At 67.2% G+C, this 20,776-nt stretch carries 15 protein-coding genes; 7 read left to right on the top strand and 8 right to left on the bottom strand.

All coding sequences use genetic code 11. The annotated features are described in order from the left end of the window. The first annotated feature begins 63 nt into the window (after positions 1 to 63). The 3 genes from HV681_RS14810 to HV681_RS14800 are packed head-to-tail and all read left to right on the top strand — an operon-like array spanning position 64 to position 3,817. Positions 64 to 1,290 carry an ABC transporter substrate-binding protein gene (locus HV681_RS14810; RefSeq protein ID WP_175123788.1) on the top strand — a complete coding sequence of 409 codons (1,227 nt, stop codon included), beginning with the start codon at positions 64 to 66 and terminating at the stop codon, positions 1,288 to 1,290. Next, positions 1,287 to 2,399, top strand: a complete 1,113-nt coding sequence (locus HV681_RS14805; protein ID WP_175123787.1) for an alcohol dehydrogenase — start codon at positions 1,287 to 1,289, stop codon at positions 2,397 to 2,399. Before HV681_RS14810 ends, HV681_RS14805 begins: the two co-directional genes overlap by 4 nt. Next, the gene (locus tag HV681_RS14800) at positions 2,396 to 3,817 is read left to right on the top strand and encodes an aldehyde dehydrogenase family protein (RefSeq protein ID WP_175123786.1); all 1,422 of its coding nucleotides are present in this window, start codon (positions 2,396 to 2,398) and stop codon (positions 3,815 to 3,817) included. Before HV681_RS14805 ends, HV681_RS14800 begins: the two co-directional genes overlap by 4 nt. 36 nt (positions 3,818 to 3,853) lie before the next feature. On the opposite strand, the gene HV681_RS14795 is transcribed toward HV681_RS14800, so the two are convergent. Further along, complete coding sequence (locus tag HV681_RS14795; RefSeq protein ID WP_175123785.1) at positions 3,854 to 5,074, bottom strand: MFS transporter; 1,221 nt, start codon at positions 5,072 to 5,074, stop codon at positions 3,854 to 3,856. 97 nt (positions 5,075 to 5,171) lie between these two features. Between HV681_RS14795 and HV681_RS14790 the strand changes: the two genes are divergently transcribed. Next, a complete protein-coding gene (locus HV681_RS14790; RefSeq protein ID WP_175123784.1) occupies positions 5,172 to 6,107 on the top strand; it encodes a LysR family transcriptional regulator in 936 nt (311 codons plus the stop codon). A 31-nt stretch (positions 6,108 to 6,138) separates the two neighbouring features. Here HV681_RS14790 and HV681_RS14785 read toward each other — a convergent pair whose 3' ends face one another. The 3 genes from HV681_RS14785 to HV681_RS14775 form a co-directional block, all read right to left on the bottom strand. Next, positions 6,139 to 7,119 (bottom strand): quinone oxidoreductase family protein, encoded by a 981-nt coding sequence (locus HV681_RS14785; RefSeq protein ID WP_175123783.1) that lies wholly within the window; start codon positions 7,117 to 7,119, stop codon positions 6,139 to 6,141. A 41-nt stretch (positions 7,120 to 7,160) separates the two neighbouring features. Beyond that, on the bottom strand, positions 7,161 to 8,096 hold the full coding sequence (gene lhpI / locus HV681_RS14780) for a bifunctional Delta(1)-pyrroline-2-carboxylate/Delta(1)-piperideine-2-carboxylate reductase (RefSeq protein ID WP_175123974.1): 936 nt from the start codon (positions 8,094 to 8,096) through the stop codon (positions 7,161 to 7,163). Positions 8,097 to 8,226: 130 nt separating this feature from the next. Beyond that, on the bottom strand, positions 8,227 to 9,159 hold the full coding sequence (locus HV681_RS14775) for an N-carbamoyl-D-amino-acid hydrolase (RefSeq protein WP_175123973.1): 933 nt from the start codon (positions 9,157 to 9,159) through the stop codon (positions 8,227 to 8,229). 469 nt (positions 9,160 to 9,628) lie between these two features. Here HV681_RS14775 and HV681_RS14770 point away from each other — a divergent pair, with 469 nt between their 5' ends. Then, complete coding sequence (locus tag HV681_RS14770) at positions 9,629 to 11,149, top strand: EAL domain-containing protein (protein WP_254594975.1); 1,521 nt, start codon at positions 9,629 to 9,631, stop codon at positions 11,147 to 11,149. Between the two features lie 174 nt (positions 11,150 to 11,323). Next, the gene (locus HV681_RS14765; protein WP_175123782.1) at positions 11,324 to 12,376 is read left to right on the top strand and encodes a helix-turn-helix transcriptional regulator; all 1,053 of its coding nucleotides are present in this window, start codon (positions 11,324 to 11,326) and stop codon (positions 12,374 to 12,376) included. 16 nt (positions 12,377 to 12,392) lie between these two features. On the opposite strand, the gene HV681_RS14760 is transcribed toward HV681_RS14765, so the two are convergent. Continuing rightward, complete coding sequence (locus tag HV681_RS14760; RefSeq protein WP_175123781.1) at positions 12,393 to 13,172, bottom strand: Sir2 family NAD-dependent protein deacetylase; 780 nt, start codon at positions 13,170 to 13,172, stop codon at positions 12,393 to 12,395. 247 nt (positions 13,173 to 13,419) lie between these two features. Between HV681_RS14760 and HV681_RS14755 the strand changes: the two genes are divergently transcribed. Further along, complete coding sequence (locus HV681_RS14755; protein ID WP_175123780.1) at positions 13,420 to 16,830, top strand: TM0106 family RecB-like putative nuclease; 3,411 nt, start codon at positions 13,420 to 13,422, stop codon at positions 16,828 to 16,830. A gap of 96 nt (positions 16,831 to 16,926) precedes the next feature. Here the strand turns inward: HV681_RS14755 and HV681_RS14750 are convergent, their stop codons facing one another. The 3 genes from HV681_RS14750 to HV681_RS14740 all read right to left on the bottom strand — a co-directional run bounded on the left by HV681_RS14750 (position 16,927) and on the right by HV681_RS14740 (position 20,689). Continuing rightward, entirely contained in the window at positions 16,927 to 17,139 is a 213-nt protein-coding gene (locus HV681_RS14750) for a DUF1059 domain-containing protein (protein WP_175123779.1), read from the bottom strand. A 146-nt stretch (positions 17,140 to 17,285) separates the two neighbouring features. Then, positions 17,286 to 19,397: a putative bifunctional diguanylate cyclase/phosphodiesterase gene (locus HV681_RS14745; protein WP_175123778.1), complete on the bottom strand. Its 2,112-nt coding sequence runs from the start codon at positions 19,395 to 19,397 to the stop codon at positions 17,286 to 17,288. A 182-nt stretch (positions 19,398 to 19,579) separates the two neighbouring features. After that, positions 19,580 to 20,689 carry a YcjF family protein gene (locus HV681_RS14740; RefSeq protein ID WP_175123777.1) on the bottom strand — a complete coding sequence of 370 codons (1,110 nt, stop codon included), beginning with the start codon at positions 20,687 to 20,689 and terminating at the stop codon, positions 19,580 to 19,582. Between the last annotated feature and the right edge of the window lie 87 nt (positions 20,690 to 20,776).

Here is a 20,776-nt window from a genome sequence, read left to right as displayed (position 1 = left end):
GCTCCCCGGAGCAATACGCACACCGCCGCAAAGACGGCGTAAACCGATAACGGAGACAAGTCCATGGCAATCCCCAAACTGACGTTCGCGCTGGCGGGCGCGATCCTGGCCGCAAGCGGCGCGCACGCGCAGAACGCGGCGGCTCCCGTAAAAATAGGCATCATGGCCGACATGAGTTCGGCGTACTCGGACATCGGCGGCAAGGGGCTGGTCGAGGCCGCGCGCATGGCGGTGCAGGACTTTGGCGGCTCGGTGCTGGGCAAACCGATCGAGCTGGTCTTCACTGACGGGCAGAACAAGGTGGACGTGGCCAGCGCCGCCGCGCGCCGGTGGTTCGACCAGGACGGGGTGGACATGATCACCGACCTGCCGACGTCTGCGCTGGCGCTGGCGATCAGCGAACTGGGCCGCGAGAAGAAGCGCGTCGTCATGGTGACCAGCGCGTCCACGTCCGAACTGACGGGCAAGGCGTGTTCGCCCTACACGGTGCACTGGACCTACGACACCTACGCCCTGGCCAACGGCACCGGTGCGGCCGTCACGGAACAGGGCGGCAAGAACTGGTTCTTCATGACGGCGGACTATTCGTTCGGCTACGCGTTGCAGGGCGATGCGTCGGCGGTGATCGAACGCAACGGCGGCAAGGTGCTGGGTGCGGTGCGCTCGCCGCTGAACACGCCCGACTTCAGCTCGTACCTGCTGCAGGCGCAAAGCTCCAAGGCCGGCATCATCGGCCTGGCGCTGGGCGGCAACGACGTCATCAGCGCGATCAAGCAGGCCGCGGACTTCGGCATCGGCCGGCCGGGCAGCTCGCAGCGGCTGGTGGCGCTGCTGGCGTTCCTGTCCGACGTCAAATCCATCGGCCTGCCGCTGGGCCAGGGACTGCTGCTGACCGAAGCCTTCTACTGGGATCAGAACGACGCCACGCGCGCGTGGTCGCAGCGCTTTCAGGACAAGGTTGGCCGCAAGCCCACCATGACGCAGGCGGGCACGTATGGCGCCGTCACGCACTACCTGAACGCGGTCAAGGCCGCGGGCACCAAGGATGCCGACGCCGTCATGTCGAAGATGCGCGAGATGCCGATCAACGACTTCATGACGAAGGACGGCAAGCTGCGCGTGGACGGCCGCGTGGTGCGCGACATGTACCTGTTTGAAGTGAAGAAGCCGGCGGACTCCAAGAGCGAGTGGGACCTGTACAAGCAGGTTGCGGTGATTCCCGGCAACGTGGCGTTCCGTCCGCTGGACAAGGGCGGCTGCGCGCTCGCCAAGTCCGGAGGCGCGGAATGATCAGCTATCAGGTCACGGCGTTTGGCGAACCGCTGACGCGCGCCGAACGCGCGACGCCCGCGCCGCAGGGCAGCGAGGTGCTGCTGCGCGTGCTGACCGCGGGCGTCTGCCACACCGACATCCACACCTGGGAAGGCTCGTACGACCTGGGCGGCAGCAAGCGGCTGAGCATGCAGCAGCGCGGCGTGACGCTGCCGCTGACGCTGGGGCACGAGACCGTGGGCGAAGTCGTTGCCACCGGGCCGGACGTGCCCGAGGACGTGCAGCCGGGGCAGCGTTACCTCGTCTATCCCTGGATCGGCTGCGGCGACTGCAAGGTGTGCAGACGCGGCCGCGAGAACCTATGCGCGTCGCCGCGCTTTCTGGGCATCTTCCGCCCCGGCGGCTACAGCGATCACATCGTGGCCCCGCACGCGCGCTACCTGGTCGATATCGGCGAACTGCGGCCCGAGCAGGCCGCGCCCTACGCGTGCTCGGGCCTGACCACGTACAGCGCCATCCGCAAGATTCCCGAGGACGTGCTGGCCGAGGAATCGGTGGTGGTGATCGGCGCAGGCGGGCTGGGGCTGATGGGCGTCACGCTGCTGCGCGCGATGGGATGCGGCAGCGTCGTCGTGGTGGAGCCGGACGGCGCGCGCCGGGGCGCGGCGCTGGCCGCGGGCGCGCATGCGGCCATCGACCCTGGCGCAGCCGATGCCGCCGCGCAGGTGCGGCAGGCGGCGGGCGCGGTGTGGGCCGTGATCGACTGCGTGGGCGCGGCCAGCACCGTGCAGTTGGGCCTGGATCTGTTGACCAAGGGCGGCCAGCTCATCCTGGTGGGCCTCTTTGGCGGCGAGCTGTCCCTGTCGCCCGCGCTGGTGCCGATGCGCGCCATCAGCATCGAAGGCTCGTACATCGGCAACCTGGACGAACTGCGCGCGTTGATGGCGCTGGTGCGCGAACGCAAGCCCATCGCCATTCCGACCGCGTGCCGCTGCCTGGATAACGCGCAGTCCGCGCTGGCGGATCTGGCCGCGGGCCGCGTGGTCGGCCGGTTGCTGCTCTCGCCCACTGACGGCACGGTTCCTGAAGCATCCCCGGTCACTCTTGAACAGGCAACACAACCATGAGCATCAATCTGGATTCCGATTACACGATGACGGTGAACGGCCGCGCGGAGACGTCGCCGCAGACCTTCGACGTACTCAACCCCGCCACCGAGGAACGCATCGCGGCCGTGCCCGATGCGTCGCTGGACCAGTTGAACGCCGCCATCGCGGCGGCCCGCGCGGCGTTTGGCCCCTGGCGCGACCGCCCTATCGGCGAGCGCCAGGCGGCGCTGCGCAAGATGGCCGATGAACTTGAACAGCACGCCGACGGCTTCATGCGCCTGTTGACGCGCGAGCAAGGCAAGCCGCACGCGGACGCGCGCGCAGAAGTGGGCCGCTGCGTTGCCTGGCTGCGTGCCTTTGCCGCGCGCGACCTGCCGGTGGAACATCATGACAGCGGCGCGGGCCACCGGTTCGAAACGCGGCGCGTGCCGATCGGCGTGGTCGCCGCCATTGCGCCGTGGAATTTTCCGATGACGCTGGCCATCTGGAAGATCGCGCCGGCGCTGCTGGCCGGCAACACGGTGGTGCTCAAGCCCTCGCCGTACACGCCGCTGACCTCATTGAAGATGGGCGAACTGTTTCGCGGCCTGCTGCCGCCCGGCGTGCTGAACGTGGTCAGCGGCGGCGACCGTCTTGGGCCGTGGCTGACCGAGCATCCCGGCATCGACAAGATCGCCTTCACCGGGTCCACGGTGACCGGCCGCCGCGTCATGCAAAGCGCGTCAAGCCGGCTCAAGCGGGTGACGCTGGAGCTGGGCGGCAACGACGCGGCCATCGTGCTGCCCGATGTCGATGTGAAGGAAACGGCGGCCAAGCTGTTCTGGGGCGCGTTCCGCAACTCGTCGCAGTATTGCCTGGCGACCAAGCGGTTGTACGTGCACGAGTCCATCTATGACGCGTTTGCCGACGCGCTGGCGGGCGAGGCGGCCAACGTCATCGTGGGTGACGGTTCGCAGCCCGGCACCGGACTCGGCCCCATCCAGAACCGCGCGCAGTTCGAACGCGTGAAAGATTTGATCGCCGACGCGCACCGGACCGGCGTGCGCTTTCTGACGGGAGGCGAGGTGCCTGAGGGCAAGGGCTACTTCGTGCCGGTCACCATCCTGGACAATCCGCCCGACGATGCGCGCAGCGTGGTCGAAGAGGCCTTCGGGCCGGTGCTGCCGCTGTTGAAGTACCGCGATATCGATGAGGTGATCCGGCGGGCCAACGACACCGACTACGGATTGGGCGGTTCGGTGTGGTCCAAGGATGTGGCCCTGGCGCAATCGATTGCGCGGCGGCTGGAGACCGGCACCGTGTGGATCAACCACATCCACGTCATGTCGCCCGACGTGCCCTTTGGCGGGCACAAGCAGTCGGGCGTGGGGGTGGAAAACGCGCTGGACGGACTGCTGGAATACACCAACACGCAGACGGTGTCGGTGCTGGTGTAGCGGCAAGGGCCGGCGCGCAAAGCGCCGGCCCGATCCTCACGCCGCGTAGCGGCTGGCCTCGCCGTTGCGGTTGCTGGCGGGCCACAGGCGCAGGGCCAGGGCGGCGGCCGCGGCGCCGGCTGCGGTCAGCGTCACGCCGGTCCAGCCCCAGTGGGCCAGCGCCAGGCTGCCCAGTGCGCCGCCGGCGGCCATGCCGATGAAGACGCCCGTCATCAGGATGGCGTTCAGGCGGCTGCGGGCGGCCGGATCGATGCCGTAGACGATGCTTTGATGCGCGATCAGCGAGGTCTGGATGCCCAGGTCGAAGCCGACCGCGGCGCCGCCGATGAGCCACAGCGCGGCATGCGTGGGCAAAAAGGGCAGGAAGATCATCGCGGCAAACGACACCATCGTCAGGCCGGCGCCCAGGCTGGCGACCGCCAGCGGACCCCGCGTGTCGGCCACGCGGCCAGCCAGCGGCGCGGCCAGGGCGCCCGCGGCGCCGGCAAGACCGAACGCGCCGGCAGCGCCCGCGCCCAGGTGGAACGGCGCGTCGTGCAGCATCACGGCCAGCGTCGACCAGAAGGCGCTGAAGCCCAGCGACAGCAGACCCTGCGCGGTGGCGGCGCGGCGCAGGCCGGGGTGCTGGCGCCACAGCGTCAGCAGCGAACCCAGCAGCGCGCTGTAGGCGAGCCGCGTCGACGGCTCGAACCGCGGCAGGCCGCGCCACAGGGCCGCGCCCAGCGCCACGATGCTGACGGCGGCGGCCGCGAACATCATGCGCCAGCCGAATTGCTCGGCCACAAAGCCGCTGACCACCCGCGACAGCAGGATGCCCAGCAACAAGCCCGTCATGACGGTGCCGACGATCTTGCCGCGCTGGTCGGCCGGGGCGAGATGCGCGGCCGCCGGCACGATGTCCTGTGCCAGCGTGGCGGACAGGCCGATGGCGAAGCTGGCAGCCAGCAGCAGGCCGATCGTCGGCGACGCGCCGGCCAGCAGCAGCGCCAGGGCCAGCACGGCGGCTTTCACCAGGATGATGCGCTTGCGGTCATAGCGGTCGCCCAGCGGCGCCAGCATCAGGATGCCGAAGGCGTAGCCCAGCTGCGTCAGCGTCGGAATCCAGCCCAGCGTCTCGGCGCTGGCGTGGATGTCCGCGCCCAGCACGCCAAGCATCGGCTGGCTGTAGTAAAGGGAGGCGACGCCCAGGCCGGCGCCCACGGCCAGCAGGAAGACCAGGCCGCGCGATAGGGAGGGGTGGGAATTGGAGGATGACATGGTGGTGTCCGGTGGCTTTGGGTACGGGGCAGATTCTGGGCGTGCCGCCGGGGTTTTGGTAGCCGACCTTCGGGTACAGGCGTTATACGATAGGCGTATGACCGCCTCCGCCCTCCCCGCCGCAGCCGGCACCGACCGCATGCTGCTGATCGAAACCTTCGTGCGCATCGTCGAGGCCGGCAGCCTGTCCGCCGCCGCCGCCCAGATGGGCGGCACTCAGCCTACCGTCAGCCGCCGCCTGCAACTGCTGGAACGCACCATGGGCGTACGCCTTTTGAAGCGCTCCACCCACGCCATCCGCCTGACCGAAGACGGCCAGCGCTGCTACGAGCGCGGCAAGGAGCTGCTGGCCAGCTGGCAGTCCTTCGAGAGCGAGGTGCGCGGCGCGGACGATGACCCGGCGGGAATGCTGCGTGTGGTGGCGCCGCACGTGTTCGGCCAGGATCAGTTCATCGAGCCGCTGGCCAAATACCTGAAGCGTTATCCGAACATGCGGGTGGAGTGGCTGCTGCATGACCGCATGCCGGACCTGATCGCCGAGAACGTGGATTGTGCGATCCGCGTCGGGGCGGTGACCGATCCGTCAGTGATTGCGGTGAAGCTGGGCGAGGTGCCGCGCATCGTCGTGGCGTCACCGGACCTGCTTGCGGGCGGGCCGGTTCCGCAGGATCCGTCGGATCTGGCGCGCCTGCCGTGGCTGGCGCTGCGCACCTTCTATCGCACCGAGGTGACCCTCACGCACTGCGGCAGCGGCGACAGACAGTCTTTCGACATTCAGCCGCGCCTGTCCACCGACGGCCTGCACGCGCTGCGCAACGCGGCCATCCAGGGGCTGGGCGTGGCGCTGGGATCGGCGTGGGCCATGCAACCCGATCTGGCCGCCGGCCGCCTGGTGCACCTGGCGCCGCAGTGGCGTGCGGACGCCCTGCCCGTCTTCCTCGTCTATGCGCCGTCGCGCTTTCAGCCGGCGCGCCTGCGGCGCTTCATCGAGATCATGCGCGAGCATCTGCCGATGGAGCTGGCGGGGGCCTGACTTTGCGTGGTGCCGGCCCCCGCGTCGTCGATCAGGGCGTGATGACGATGGCGCCAGTGACCGTGCGGCTTTCAGCGGCGCGATGCGCGTCCTGGATCTGCGCCAGGGGATAGCGCGCCCCGATGGCCGCGCGGACCGCGCCACTTTGCATGGCGTCGAAGACGTCCGCCGCATTGGCGCGGAACGTCTGCGTGTCCGCGTTGTGCGGAAACACGGACGGACGCGTCAGGAACAGGCACCCCTTCTTGTTCAGCAGTTCCGGATCGATGGCCGGGGCAGGGCCGGACGCCGCGCCGAACAGCACCACCATGCCGAATGGCGCGGCGCAGTCCAGCGATCCCATGAACGTGTGCCGGGCCACGGAGTCGTAGACGACGCGCGCCTTTTTTCCGCCCGTGGCCGCGATCACCTGCTGGACCCAGTCTTCCTGCGTGTAGTCGATGGCCACATCGCAACCGGCCGCCCGCGCGGCCTCGCACTTCGCGGGCGAGCCCGCCGTGCCGATGACCCTGGCGCCCAGCGCATGCGCCCATCCGCTCAGAATCTGTCCGACCCCGCCCGCGGCCGCGTGCACCAGCACAATGTCGCCGGGTTGGACCGCATAGGTTTTCTTGACCAGGTATTGCGCCGTCATGGCCTTGAAGAACACGGCGGCGGCGACTTCGTCGGAGATAGCCGCCGGGATCTTCACCAGTTTGGCGGCCGGCACGTTGCGCCGGTCGGCGTAGGCGCCCACGCCGGCGTTCATGTAGACGACATGGTCGCCCACGCGCAGGTCCGTCACGCCTGCGCCCACCGCCTCGATCACGCCGGCTGCTTCATGCCCCAGGCCTGTCGGCGTGGGCAGCGGATACTTGCCCGCGCGCTGATAGATGTCGATGTAGTTGAACCCGATGGCCGTCTGGCGCAGCTGCGCTTCGTCCGGCCCCGGGGGCGGCAGGTCGGCGTCGACAAGCCGCATGACTTCCGGGCCGCCGAACTCGGTCAATTGGATGGAACGTGACTGCGTCATGCGTTGTCTCCTTTGCGTTATGGGTAAAGCACCATCTGCCCTCATTCCTTCACGGATTCATACACCAGCGTCGCCAGCGTCAGGTCTTCCAGCGCGCTGCCCACCGCCTTGAACACCGTGATCTCCTGATCGTTGCGCCGTCCGGGGGCCTCGCCTTTGGCGAGCTGGTGCAGGTTGCCTTTGATGCCTTCGCGCGTCAGCACGCCGGCGTCGAATGCCGAGAGCAGGTCGCCGGACTTGGTCGGCGCCTCGTCGGTATCGACATAGACGGTGGTGCCGTCAAAGCACGCGGGGTCCGTCTCGCGCATTTCCGGCTTAAAGCTGCCGATCAGATCCAAATGCGTGCCGGGGCGCAGCCACGCGCCGTGGATAAGCGGTTCGGTGGACAGCGTGGCGCAGCTGACGATGTCGGCCTGCCCGGCGGCTGCCTGCAGGTCAGTGACCGCCTGCGCATCGAAGCCTTGCTCGCGCAGGCCGGCCGCCAGCGTCTCGGCGCCGGCTGGCCGAACGTTCCATACCAGCACGCGCTGGATCGGGCGCACCGTGCGCATGGCCTGCGCCACCAGCCCGGCGATGCGGCCGGATCCCACGATCAGCAGCGTGCGGGCATCGGCGCGCGCCAGGTAGTCCGCGCCCAGCGCCGCCGCGCCCGCGGTACGGTATACGGTGACGATATCGCCGTCGACCTGCGCAACCGGCACGCCCGTGGTGGCGCTGTACAGGTTGTACGTGGCGTGCAGGCCCGGCAGGCCCTGATGCGTGTTCTCGGGAAAGATGTTGATGATCTTCACGCCAAAATACCCGCGGTCGCTCCACGCCGGCATGATCAGCGACGTGCCGTGCGCGTTGCCGGACTGGATGGCGTGCACGTGGCGGGCGGGCACCGTGGCGTCTTCGCGGAAGGCGTCCCGCAGGGCGGGAATGACGGTGTCGAAGGACAGGGCGTTGCGGGTCTGTTCGGTGTCGATTAAGCGCATCGGATCGTTGCCTGCGTGGTCGGTCAATCAAGGGGCCTCGGGCAGTCTAGCAGCGTGCAGGGCGCGGCCGCCAAAAGAAAATTGCCCGCGATGACGCGGGCAATGGGTCGCTTACCGCAGGCGAACGGCGTCAATCCACGTCGGGCCGGGGCAGCGGATCGCCCGCGCCGGTGCGCTCGACGATGAGCTTGTAGTGATGCGGGCTGCGATGCTTGGCGAAGTTGAACACGTGGTCGCGGAAGGTCTGGCCCATCCCCAGATCGATGCGCGCGGTGATGACTTCGTCTTCCTCGCCGCTGGCGCGGGCCACGATCTCGCCGGACGGCGCGACGATCATCGAGCTGCCGATCATGTGATGGCCGTCCTCGTGCCCGCACTTGGCGGCCGCGCCGATCCACACCGCGTTCTGGTAAGCGCTGGCCTGCAGCACGATCTCGTGCGTGGTGGTGCGCAGGTGCGCGGGCTCGTTCCAATGGATGTTCAGCGACGGCGTGTTGTAGCCCAGCACGATCAGCTCAGCGCTTTGCAGCGACATGACGCGGTAGGTCTCGGGCCAGCGGCGGTCATTGCACAGGCACATGCCGATCTTGACGTCGTTGGTCTCCCACACGCCAAAGCCCAGGTCGCCGACTTCGAAGAACTTCTTTTCCAGATGCTGGAAGGGGGCGTCGACCTTGTGGTCCGAGTGGCCCGGCAGGTGGATCTTGCGGTACTTGCCGATGATCTTGGCGCTGCGGTCCACCAGGATGGCCGTGTTGAACTGGCGGCCTTCCGGCGTCAGTTCGGCATAGCCCAGGTAAAAGCCGATGCCCAGCTCGCGCGCCGTGTCGAACAGCGGCTGCACGTCGGCGTTCGGCATGGTCTTTTCGAAATAGCGCTCCACCGCTTCGGCGTCGTCCATCCAGTAGCGCGGGAAGAACGTCGTCAGCGCCAGTTCGGGAAACACGACGAACTCGGCCTGGCGGGCGGCGGCTTCGCGCATCATCTCGACAAGGCGGCGCACGACCACCGCGCGGGTGTCGGCCAGATTGACGGCGCCCATCTGGGCGACGGCCAGGCCCATTTTGCGGGACGGGGAAGAGGGGGTCACGGAGATCTCCAGAATCTTGCGAAGGGGCCGCCACGCGAGGGCGCGTTCAAGGCCGAAGGCGCAAGCATGCCCGCGCTCGGGCGGATCGGAAACTGCGGTCTGGCCGCCTGGCGCCGCGTTGCATTGGCCCCGTCCCGGCATGCAACCCACTGATCTGAATGGAAAAACCCGAGAAAGCGCGCCATCGAATTCGGCCCTGTGCATAACGCGGGATCATGGGAGTCGCGCAAAGTTTTATATCGGGTTTCCCCGTAGATCCGGTGATTCAGAGGCGCTTTGGCACGGATCGCCCATCGGCTTTCCTGGCAACGCGTCTATTTCCGAAAGCCACAATTAGCAGGTCAGGAGGGTCGAATTTGCCGTTTAGGCTGCTAAAAGTTCGGTTACATTGCCTTACGCGCAGAATTGCATGCCACGCGCCGCCCATGTGCACCGGTCCCCCATGTCACGTTCCAGAATTGCGGCTTTCGTGTTGTTGTTGTCGGCGCTTGGATTCCTCGCGGGGGTGCTGGCTGGACGCCAGATCGAACTGAACCAGGCCGACGACAAACTAGCCGGGCATAACGCCCGGCTGCTTGCGCACGCGCTGCGGGTGGCGCAGGAAAGCCATCGCCTGATGGCTGCGGCCACGCAGGGCGGCCCGCTGTGTTCCGAAGCCGATGTGGCGACCCTGCGCGTGCTGCTCTTCAATTCCACCTATATCCGCGACATCGGCCGCACGCTGGGCGGCATGCTGCGCTGTTCCGCGGCGTGGGGCAAGCTGCCCGATCCGCTGACCCTGCCGCCGCCGGCCTTCACGTTGGCCAGCGGGCTGCAGCTCTGGGTGGGCGCCGCCAATATCGTCGACCGCCGCATCATCGGCGACATGGCGGCAATGCGCGACATCATCGTGTTCACCGCGCCGGGCGCGTTCGACGGCTTTCCGGAACCGGGTTCCGGCATCGACGCCAAGATCGTGACGCGTGACGGCGACCATGTGTACCGGCGCTTTGGCCGCGCGCACGACCTGGACATGCCGCGCGAGAACGTGGACGACCAGGGTTTCGCGCCTGAACGGCGCGCCTCGCTGTGCGCGCCGGACGGCGGTCCCGACATCTGCGTCGTGTCGCGGTTGCGGTCCGACGCCTGGTTCCAGCTTCCGGCGATGGTGCTGTCCGTGGTCGGCGCCCTGGCCCTTGCCTTCCTGGCGGGTCTTTGCGTCATGTGGCGCATGCACGCGGGCAGCGCCAAGAGCGAGCTGCGCAAGGCCATCCTGGGCGGCGACATCCAGGTCCACTACCAGCCGCTGCGCCAGCTTGCGTCCCGGCAACTGGCGGGTTTCGAGGCGCTGGCACGGTGGCGCGCCCGTGGCCGTGATGTGTCGCCCCTGCTGTTCGTGCCGCTGGCCGAAGCCATGGGGCTGGGCCGCGCGCTGTCCCGGCTGGTGACCTCGCAGGCGCTGCGCGACCTGCACGAGCGCCTGCGCGGCAATCCCGCGCTCTACGTCAGCATCAACGTGTCGGCGGCCGATTTGAAAGACGCGGGTTATCGGAACTTCCTGTTGGACGCCGTCAGCGAGCGCGGGCTGAAGCCCGGCAACGTGGCGCTGGAAATCACCGAAGGCACGCCGCTGTCTGATGGCCATGTGCTGGCAATGGTCAAGACCTTGCGCGGCAAGGGCTTCAAGGTGTTCATCGACGATTTCGGCACGGGGCATTCCAACCTGAACTATCTGGCTGAAATGCAGGCCGACGCCATCAAGCTGGACCGCAGCTTTACCAGCGCCATCGGCGCCGAGGACGCGGGCACCCTGATCGTCGACCATGTCATCGCGATATCGCGGGAACTGGGCATCAGCCTCATCATCGAGGGCATTGAAACCGAGGCGCAGGCCAGCTATCTGCTCGCCCGCCAACCGGCCGCAGTGGGCCAGGGCTGGCTGTTCGGCCGTCCGGTTCCGCTTGCGGACATCGTCGCCGATTGACCTGCGGCGGGCAGGTTGTCGTATGTCCATTTTATTTTGGGCACAACCGACATAATGCCAAGCGTCCACGAGATTGCGCCGGCCGCATTATCTGGAATGCGGCAAATCAATATTCGCCGTGGTTTGCAGATAGAATGCCTGCGATATTTAACGGGTTAATTTGCTGTATCTGCCATGGGACACAACCAGACGCTCGTCGACAATCTGCTGCGCATCCTGCCGTATGTCCAGAACGAAGAAACCGATGCGATGACGATGGGCATGGGCATGGCGGAAATCCGGGACCGGCTGGCCGTGCTGCAGAATCCGGTGCCCGTCGACAAGCAGATCCGCCGCACGCTGCTCAAGCTGGACAGCGTCGGCAGCGTGGGCGCCACGCGCGGCAAGCTCTGGTATCGCACCATCCAGCGCGCCGATTTCCATATCCAGAACATGAACGCGAACATGGCAATGGCGATGTGCGCGCTCAAGCAGGTGGCCGACCGCCACCTGCCGGCCGTCGTGCTGGACGATCTGGAAACCACCTTCGACAGCGCGTGGCGCTACCTGGAAACGCACCGCTCACAGCCCGGGATCGGGCCGGCACATGACTGGGCGCGCAAGATCCTGCGCATCGACGGCACCCATCCCACCGTGTTGCCCACGGTGTCTGCCGAGGTCTACCGCCAGGTCAGCGGCGCGCTGTACTTCAACCGCAAGCTGTCGTTCCGCAACACGCCCTTCGGCGAGAAGATGCCCGCCGACCGCCTGTACGTTATGACGCCGCTGGCGATGGTCGACCGCGCGGGCGTGCTGTACATGGTGGCGTGGGGGGCGCGCCAGCCGGGCAGGCGCTTCCTGTTCCGGATGGACAGGTTGTCCGAGGTCCGGCTGCTGGACGAGGCGGCGGACATGGATCCCACGTTCGACCTGCAGGACTTCGTGCGCCGCGAGGAAGCGCTGAACTTCGATCCGGGCGAGGAAACCCGCATCCGTCTGCACGCCGCCGAACCGGTGCTGGACGATGGCCGGCGCCAGCGTCATCCGCTGCGCGAATTCTGGTTGTCGGCGGACCAGATGATCGACGAGGACGAGCGCGGCTTCACGCTGACAGCCACCGTGCGCCCGTCCGTCATGCTGTGGCAACTGCTGCACGGGCACGCGTCCTCGATCGAGGTGCTGGAACCCGAAGACATCCGCGACCGCTTTGCTCAAGAGGCCCGCGAACTGGCGCGCCGCTACCTCTAGTCCGCCGCCCGCGGCGTCAATCGGCGGGCCAGGCGCGGGCCAGCAACAGCGGCAGCACTTTCTCTGCCGCGCCCCGGATGCTGTGCGTCGCCACGCGATCCAGCGTTGTCGGATTGGGATTGATCTGCACCAGCTGCGCGCCGCATCCGACCGCCTCGTAGCAGAGCTCGGCCGCCGCGGATGTCTGGCACGACGTGCCCGCTGTCAAGATCAGATCGGCGTTGGCCACCAGCCCCTTGGCCACGCGCCAGACGGCGGGCGCGGGCGCCTCGCCGTGCCACAACCGCCCCGGGCGCACCAGTTCGCCGCAGATACGGCAGGCGGGCGGCGCGGGGTACGGGCCGTGCCGCGCGGACTTGTCCGGCGGGGCGGTCAGCGTGTGGGGCATGCCACAGCCCGAGCAGCGCGGCTGGTCGAACCGGCCCTGCAGATGCAGGATGCGCGGGCTGCCCGCCTGCTCATGCAGCGTGTCGCCGTTCTGCGTCACCACGAACGTGCCCGGCACGCGACCGGCCAGCGCCGCAATGGCGCGGTGCGCCGCGTTGGGCGTGGCCAGCAGCGCGCGGCGCCGCCGTTCCTCGTGCCAGGCCCACACCAGCGACGGATCGTTGCGGTAGCCGGCATCGGTCGCCAGGGCCGCGGCATCGTAGCGCGCCCACAGTCCGCGCATGCCATCGCGGGTTTGTGGCAGGCGGCTGGCGGGGTTCAGGCCCGATCCCGTCACGACGACGATCAGACGCGCCGCGCGCAGCGTTTCCACCAGGGGATCAGGGATATCGAGGGAGCGAAGTTTCATGCGAACCGCCCGCCGTTTGAATAGGCCGCGGCGCGGCCAAGGCTGCAGTTAAACGTATCGAACAAACCAGGCATGTCGCTTCCATTTACTGAAACAGCCTGGATTATGAAACTGCATTCGGACAATTGAGGGTTGAATTAATCGGAACGGATTTCAAGGGATTACTCAGGTATTGGCCGGATAATGTCCAAATTCCTGTTTTGCTATTCTTGGCCTTCGCAAATTGCGCCCGGCCTATTTACGCACCATGCAAAAAACCGGCGACCGCCTGTTGTTTTCCGCCTCCGACCTGGTCGGTTTCCTGGAATGCGAGCACCTCACCACGCTGGATCTGCTCAACCTCGAATCGCCGTTGCCGGCCGCGTCAGAGGACGAGCAGCTCGAACTGATCCAGCAGAAGGGGCTGGACCACGAGCGCGCGTATCTTGAACGGCTGCGCGCAAGCGGCCGGCACATCGTCGACGTCAGCGATGCGGGCGACGGGCTGACCACGCGCCTGGCCCGGACGCGCGAGGCCATGGCCGACGGCGCGGATGTCATCTACCAGGCGGCGTTTCGGCATGGCCAATACATCGGCCATGCCGATTTCCTGCTGAAGACCGAACGCCCTTCACGCCTGGGCGATTACAGCTACGAGGCCAGCGACACCAAGCTGGCGCGGTCGGCGCGCGCCAAGTTCGCGATCCAGCTCTCGTTCTATTCATGGCTGCTGGGCCTGGAACAGGGCGCGGCGCCGCAGCACATGCACGTGGTGCTGGGCAGCGGCCGCGAGGTGTCCCTGCGCGTGGCCGACTATGCCCATTACTTCCGCCAGGTCATGCGCCGCTTCGAGGCGCACGTCGATCAGCGGGACGCTGCGTCCACGTATCCCGACCCCTGTGAGAAATGCGCCCAGTGCCGCTGGGATCCGCTGTGCAAGGCACGCCGCGCGGAAGACGATCACCTGTCGCTGGTCGCCAACATCACGCGGCAGCAGATCCGCAAGCTGAACGCGCAGGGCATCCGCACGCTGGAACAACTGGGCACGCTGGCGCCCGATGCGGCCGTGGCGCGCCTGGAGCCCGCCATCCTCTCCAAGCTGCGATCGCAGGCGGCGCTGCAGCTGCGCGCCCGGACCGACGGCGGCCGCCATTGGGACCGCATCGCCAAAGACCCGGACGACACCGCGCTGCGCGGCTTTGAACGCATGCCGCAGCCGGACGCGGGCGACATGTTCTTCGACATGGAAGGCGATCCGCTGGAGGAAGGCGGGCTGGAGTACCTGTTCGGACTGTACGTCATCGACGACGGCCAAGAGCGCTTCGTGCCGTTCTGGGCGCATAACCGCGGCGAAGAGAAGCTGGCCTTCGAGGCCTTCATCGATTACGTCGTGGCGCGGCTGCACCGCCATCCCGATGCGCACATCTATCACTACGCGCCCTACGAGGCGACGGCGATCAAGAAGCTGATGTCCGTGCACGCCACGCGCGAGGCGGAGGTCGACAACCTGCTGCGCATGAACAAGCTGGTGGACCTGTACCAGGTCGTGCGCGAAGGCGTGCGCGTGTCCGAGCCGGGATACTCCATCAAGAACATCGAACATTTCTACCTGCCGCAGCGCGAGGGCGGCGTGACCAACGCGGGCGCCAGCATCGTCTACTACGAGCGCTGGAAGCGCACCGGCGAGGCGCAATTGCTGCAGGACATCGCCGACTACAACCGCGACGACGTGCTGTCCACGTACAAGCTGCGCGAATGGCTGTGCGCGCTGCGTCCTGACGGCATGCCGTGGGCGAACCGCCGCGACTCGCAGCAGCAGATCGATGCCGCCCGGTTCCAGGTCGGCGAAAAGACCGCAGCCGAACTGCGCCTGGAGCCGTACCGCGCCGCACTGCTGGGCTCCCTGCCCGCCGACGAGCTGGACTGGTCAGCGCGCGACCGCTATCGCGCGCTGGTCTACCAGTTGCTGGATTTTCATCGCCGCGAACAGAAGCCGGAATGGTGGGCCATGTTCGCCCGCATGGAGGCGACCGATGCCGAACTGATGGAAGACAACGAATGCCTGGCCGGACTGGTGCGCGATGACACTGTGGCGCCCGAACCGGTGGCGCAGTCGCTGCGCTACACCTACCGGTTTCCCGCGCAGCAGACCAAGCTGCGCACCGGGTCGGCCTGTACGGACGTGCGCGGCGGGCCGGCGATCAGCCGGCTGACGGTGGATCCTGCGGCCGGCGTCGCCACCTTCACCCTGTCGCGCAAGGCGACGCCGCCGCAGCGCCTGTCGCTCGGGCCGGGCAGGCCGGTCAGCATCGACGAACTGGCCAACGCCATGTTCCGCTACGGCGACGCGCTGCTCGCCTCGGACGATGGCGCCAGCACGCCGTTCCGCGCGGTGGATGCGCTGCTCAAGCACGAGCCGCCGCGCATTGACGGCGTACCGCCCGGCACCCCGCTGGCCGACCCGGGCGCGACGCTGCTGGATCAGGTGGTGGACATCGTCGGCCGCATGGACCAGACCACCCTCTTCCTGCAAGGCCCACCCGGCGCGGGCAAGACCTACACCGGCTCGCGCGTGCTGGTGAACCTGCTGCGCCAGGGCAAGCGCATCGCGGTCACGTCCAACAGCCATCACGCCATCAACAACCTGCTGGCCGGCCTGGAGAAGGCGGCGCGCGAGGCGGGCCTGACGTTCACCGGCGCCAAGAAGTCGGGCAAGGAGGGCGACGACTCCTGTTTCAACGGCGACTTCATCGAAGACGTCTTTGCCAACGACAAGATAGACCTGGCGCGCCATCAACTGGTGGCGGGCACGGCGTGGCTGTTCAGCCGGGCCGACTTCCAGCAGCAGTTCGATTACCTGTTTGTGGACGAGGCCGGGCAGGTCAGCCTGGCGAATCTGGTGGCGCTGGGCCAATGCGCGCGCAACATCGTGCTGCTGGGCGACCAGATGCAGCTTGGCCAGCCGACCAAGGGCACGCACCCTGGCCGCTCGGGCGAATCCACGCTGGAATACCTCTTGAACGGCCACGCCACGATCGCGGCCGATCGGGGCATCTTCCTGGACACGTCCTATCGCATGCACCCGGCGATCTGCGGCTTCATTTCAGACGCTATCTACGACGGCCGGCTGCGCGCCGCGGAATCGGCCGCGGGCCAGGGCCTGGTGCTGGGCGCGGACGCGGCGGACGCGCTGGCCGCCAGCGGCATCCGGTACGTGCCGGTCGCGCACGAGGGCAACGCGCAGTCCAGCGACGAGGAAGCGCGCGAAGTCGCCGCGCTGTACGCCAGCCTGATGCGGCAGCGCTATCTGGACAAGCACGGGCGCGCCGTGCCGATGACGCCGGACGACGTCCTGGTGGTGGCGCCCTACAACGTGCAGGTCAACACGCTGCGGCAGGCGCTGCCCGACGGTGCGCGAGTAGGCACCGTCGACAAGTTCCAGGGCCAGGAAGCGCAGGTGGTGATCATTTCCATGGCCACCTCCAGCGGCGAGACCATGCCGCGCGACATGGAGTTTCTGTTCAGCAGGAACCGCCTGAACGTGGCGGTGTCGCGGGCCAAGGCGCTGGCGATCCTGGTCGCCAGCCCCGCCCTGTTGTCGGTGCGCTGCCAGACGCCGGAACAGATGGCGCTGGTCAACACGCTGTGCTGGGTGGCCGAGGCGGGTCAGAACGAGTAGCGCGGTCGGCGTAACGCCGTCGCAATACGGGCAAGGAAGGCGGGCGCGCCGTGCCTGACAGAAATTGCCGGCCCGGCGCGCCCGCAGGCGTTGCCGTCAGCCTCGGCGGGGCGCTTCGGCGGGCGGCGTGCCGATGTGGAACAGGGACTTGAGCTGCGAGCGCAGTTCAGGCGAGTCAGCGTGCTTGTGCACCGTGGTGGCGTGCTGCACCGCGGCTTCCAGCAACTCCTCGTCCGAGTCCGCGGACAAGGCGACCGAGCAGTTCATCTCGCTCGGGTACTCACGGCAATCGATGTATTTGCGTGTCATGGGGCTCTCCCCGCGCATGCCTGCAAAGGCATTGCGTGCTTGAACAGCCGGCGCGCCAGGCGCAACACACCAGCGCGATGGCGCGTCGCATCGCGGCCGGTGTTTTCAAAGTATAGGTCCGCGGCGCGCGCCGCAGACGTCTTATTTCAGGGGGCCACACCGGGTCCGTTTCTCGCCGGCGCCCCATCGGCGGCGGTGTCGCCGTGCGATACGGGTCGACCCAGCAGATAGCCCTGGAAGTGCGAGCAGCCCTCCGCCGTCAGGCGTTCCAGCTGCGCCGGTGTTTCCACACCCTCGGCCGTCGTCGGAATGTCCAGACTGCGGCCGATGCCGTTGATGGCGCGGATGATGGCCAGCGCCTCGCGGCTGGATTCGACGTCCTGCGTAAACGACTTGTCGATCTTGATCTTGTCGAACTCGAAGGTGCGCAGGTAACCCAGCGACGAATAACCCGTTCCGAAGTCGTCCAGCGCCACCTTGACGCCCAATTCCTTCAAGCGGTGCAGCGTTGCCAGGTTGCCGGAGGAATTGGTGAGCAGCACCGATTCGGTGATCTCAAGTTCCAGCCGGCGCGCGGGCAGCCCGGACTTGGTCAGCGCGGACTCCACCAGCGACACCAGCGCGCCGTTGGTGAACTGGCTGGCCGACAGGTTGACCGCCACGGTTTCGTGGTCGTCCCAGCGCATGGCCTCGACGCAGGCCTCGTGCAGCGTGAAGGCACCCAGTTCGTGGATCAGGCCGGTTTCTTCCGCGATAGGAATGAAGTCCTGCGGCAGGATCAGACCCTTTTTCGGATGCTGCCAGCGCATCAGCGCCTCGCGGCCCACGATGCGCACGTGGCTCACGTCCATGATGGGCTGGTAATAGAGCTGCAGCTGATGCGAGATGATCGCCTGGCGCAGATCCATCTCGACTTCGTGGCGCCGCAGCGCGGCGGCTTCCATTTCAGGCTCGAAGAACGCCAGGCAGTTGCGGCCGTTGCGCTTGGCCTCGTAAAGCGCCATGTCCGCATAGCGCAGCAGGTGGTCGGCCGACAACGCCTGTGATTCGGATATGGCGATGCCGATGCTCACGCTGACGGGCACGGTGTGCCCGGCGATCTCGAAGGGCTGGCGCACCGCCTCGATCAGGCGCTCGGCCAGCTTGCGCACGTCGTCCTGTTCGGCGATGTTGGGCAGCACGATGGCGAATTCGTCGCCGCCCAGCCGCGCCAGCGTGTCCTGTTCGCGCAGGTGCTTGGGCAGGCGCTTGGCCAAGAGGCGCAGCAGTTCGTCGCCGTATTGGTGGCCCAGCGTGTCGTTCACGCTCTTGAAGTTGTCCAGATCCAGGCACAGCACCGCGGTCGAACGCTCACGGCTTGCGCCCAGCGCGCTCAGCAGCCGGTCGCGGAACAGGCGGCGGTTGGGCATGCCCGTCAGCGTGTCGTGGTGCGCCATGTAGCGCACCTGCGCGTGCGCGGCATTCTCGTCGGTGACGTCGTCCGCGATCAGCAGCACGTAGCGCGAGCGCGGATCATTGCTGTGAAATGCCAACGTCTTGGTGTTCAGCGTGCGCGGGCCGCGCGCGGTGGCCAGTTCTTCTTCCTCTTCGCGCATGGCGCCGTCCGAACGCAGCGCGTCGTTGGTCAGGCGGTCGAAGAACGCGCACACCAGTTCAGGCAGGGCTTCTTGCGCGGTCTGGCCCTGCAGGCCGCCCGGCTTGCCGCCAAACGTTTCTTCGGCCTGCCGGTTCGCCAGCAGGAACTTGCGCGACACGGCATCCAGCACCAGCACGCAGGAGGGAATGTGCGACACCACCGCCTGCAGAAAGGTCGACATGGACGTGAGCTCGCTGTTGTAGTGCTCGACCAATTGCTTGGCCTTCAACAACTGCTGTTCGCGTTCGCGGCGTTCGGTGTTGTCGCGCGTGACCTTGGCAAAGCCGATCAGCGCGCCCGTGTCGTCGTGGATGGCGTCGATGACGACGTGCGCCCAGAACAGCGTGCCGTCCTTGCGCACGCGCCAGCCTTCGGCTTCGAACTTGCCGGTTTCACGCGCGGTGGCCAGGCCGCGCTGCGGAACGCCGCGTGCCTGGTCTTCCTCGGTGTAGAAGCAGGAAAAGTGGCGGCCGACGATTTCGGCGGCGGTGTAGCCCTTGGCGCGCTGCGCGCCGGCGTTCCAGTTGGCGACGGTGCCATCCGGGTTGAGCATGTAGATGGCGTAGTCGACGACGCCTTGCACCAGGTGGCGGTACATGACGTCGGAATTGGCGAGGATCATTGGATGCGGCGGGCTCGCGCTCCGGCCGCGTTGGGGCAACGCGTCTGCGCGGATGTGCCCTGAAGAACTAGGGGTTATACGGATTTACGTCGTGAAGCCGGCAATATTTACCTTACTGTCACGAAAAAGACCAATCTATCGAATCGTGTCGTACAAACGCATTTCATTGCATCGGTCCGCGATCAGAATTTGACGCGTTGCTTCAATGCCTGCGCGATCATGGCGACGTCGATGTCCTTGCCTGGGTTCTTCAGGCAGAAGTCGTGCAGCACCGCGATGTAGGCATTGCCCAGCAGCTTGGTGATGGCGCCTGCCGTGGTGGCCGCGATAGTGCCGCCGACGGCGCTGCCTGCGCCGGGGATGAACTTCAGCATGCCCGAGACCACCGAGCGGCCGATGAGCGTGGCGGCCGACGCGCCCAGCGTGGATGTGACCAGCGTGGTGATTGCGGTGGTGTTCAGTTCCATGCCGAAGGTGATGCCGATCTTGGCGATCATGCCGACCTGGATCGGCACCAGCGCAAAGGCGTCCGAGAACGGAATGGGTGCTGCGGCGGCCGAGGCGGCCAGGCCCGCGGCCACGTTCACCTCGATCTCAGCCCGCTTTTTTTTTACTTCCAGGGCCTTCTTGTTGCGGGTGGATAGCGCGTTGGCGTAAGCGCGTTGCTGCGCCTCGGGCACGTGCTCGGCCGTCACCTCGATCAGGCGGTCCAGCCCCATGGGCGGCAATTCGGCATCCAGTTCGTCGATCCATTCCGGCAGCGCGCGCACGGCGACGACCTGCCGGGCGCGCGGCAACAGCTTGCGCGCCTCGTCGACAAACGGACTGTTCTTGCGCGCTTTGGTCAGCACGGCCACGACAGGGATGCCGGCCTTGTCCAGCATGTCGCACAGCTCGATTTCCGCGTCCTCGACGCGGTGGCTGCTGTCCTGGATGCACAGCCACGCCACGTGCAGGTGCCGGTCCTGGTCGTCGGATGCCGAGCGTTCCTGGATCAGCTCGGCAAGCTGCGCGCGCGAACCCTCGTAGTCGCCGACTTCCAGGCCGCGCGTGTCGATGATCGTGAGCGGATGGCCCGGCCGGGTGAATTCCTGCGTGGTCTGGGTGACGGGCTTGCCCGCGCCCGTCCGGGCAAGATCGCCGCGGAACACCGCGTTGAGCAGCGTGCTCTTGCCCACGCCCGTCTTGCCGGCAACCAGGATGTTGACCCGGCCGGCGCCGCGCGTGGCCGTGCTGATGGCATCCGCGATGGCGTCCTGCAGGTCGGGGTGGTCGGGGCGGATAGCGCTCATGAGGGAACAAGGAAAGCGAAGGAAGGATGGCGGAACAATATCAGACGACGACTTCTTTGGCGCAAAACGTAATCGCCGCCAAACGCG

Source organism: Achromobacter animicus (assembly GCF_902859585.1).
Lineage (GTDB): Bacteria > Pseudomonadota > Gammaproteobacteria > Burkholderiales > Burkholderiaceae_B > Achromobacter > Achromobacter animicus.
The sequence above is the reverse complement of the archived record's forward strand: the minus strand, read 5'-3'. Positions and strand labels throughout refer to the sequence as shown.

Coding starts and splice junctions, on each gene's coding strand:
- HV681_RS14810 (WP_175123788.1), top strand. CDS start 64: ATGGCAATCCCCAAACTGACGTTCGCGCTGGCGGGCGCGATCCTGGCC.
- HV681_RS14805 (WP_175123787.1), top strand. CDS start 1,287: ATGATCAGCTATCAGGTCACGGCGTTTGGCGAACCGCTGACGCGCGCC.
- HV681_RS14800 (WP_175123786.1), top strand. CDS start 2,396: ATGAGCATCAATCTGGATTCCGATTACACGATGACGGTGAACGGCCGC.
- HV681_RS14795 (WP_175123785.1), bottom strand. CDS start 5,074: ATGTCATCCTCCAATTCCCACCCCTCCCTATCGCGCGGCCTGGTCTTC.
- HV681_RS14790 (WP_175123784.1), top strand. CDS start 5,172: ATGACCGCCTCCGCCCTCCCCGCCGCAGCCGGCACCGACCGCATGCTG.
- HV681_RS14785 (WP_175123783.1), bottom strand. CDS start 7,119: ATGACGCAGTCACGTTCCATCCAATTGACCGAGTTCGGCGGCCCGGAA.
- lhpI (WP_175123974.1), bottom strand. CDS start 8,096: ATGCGCTTAATCGACACCGAACAGACCCGCAACGCCCTGTCCTTCGAC.
- HV681_RS14775 (WP_175123973.1), bottom strand. CDS start 9,159: ATGGGCCTGGCCGTCGCCCAGATGGGCGCCGTCAATCTGGCCGACACC.
- HV681_RS14770 (WP_254594975.1), top strand. CDS start 9,629: ATGTCACGTTCCAGAATTGCGGCTTTCGTGTTGTTGTTGTCGGCGCTT.
- HV681_RS14765 (WP_175123782.1), top strand. CDS start 11,324: ATGGGACACAACCAGACGCTCGTCGACAATCTGCTGCGCATCCTGCCG.
- HV681_RS14760 (WP_175123781.1), bottom strand. CDS start 13,172: ATGAAACTTCGCTCCCTCGATATCCCTGATCCCCTGGTGGAAACGCTG.
- HV681_RS14755 (WP_175123780.1), top strand. CDS start 13,420: ATGCAAAAAACCGGCGACCGCCTGTTGTTTTCCGCCTCCGACCTGGTC.
- HV681_RS14750 (WP_175123779.1), bottom strand. CDS start 17,139: ATGACACGCAAATACATCGATTGCCGTGAGTACCCGAGCGAGATGAAC.
- HV681_RS14745 (WP_175123778.1), bottom strand. CDS start 19,397: ATGATCCTCGCCAATTCCGACGTCATGTACCGCCACCTGGTGCAAGGC.
- HV681_RS14740 (WP_175123777.1), bottom strand. CDS start 20,689: ATGAGCGCTATCCGCCCCGACCACCCCGACCTGCAGGACGCCATCGCG.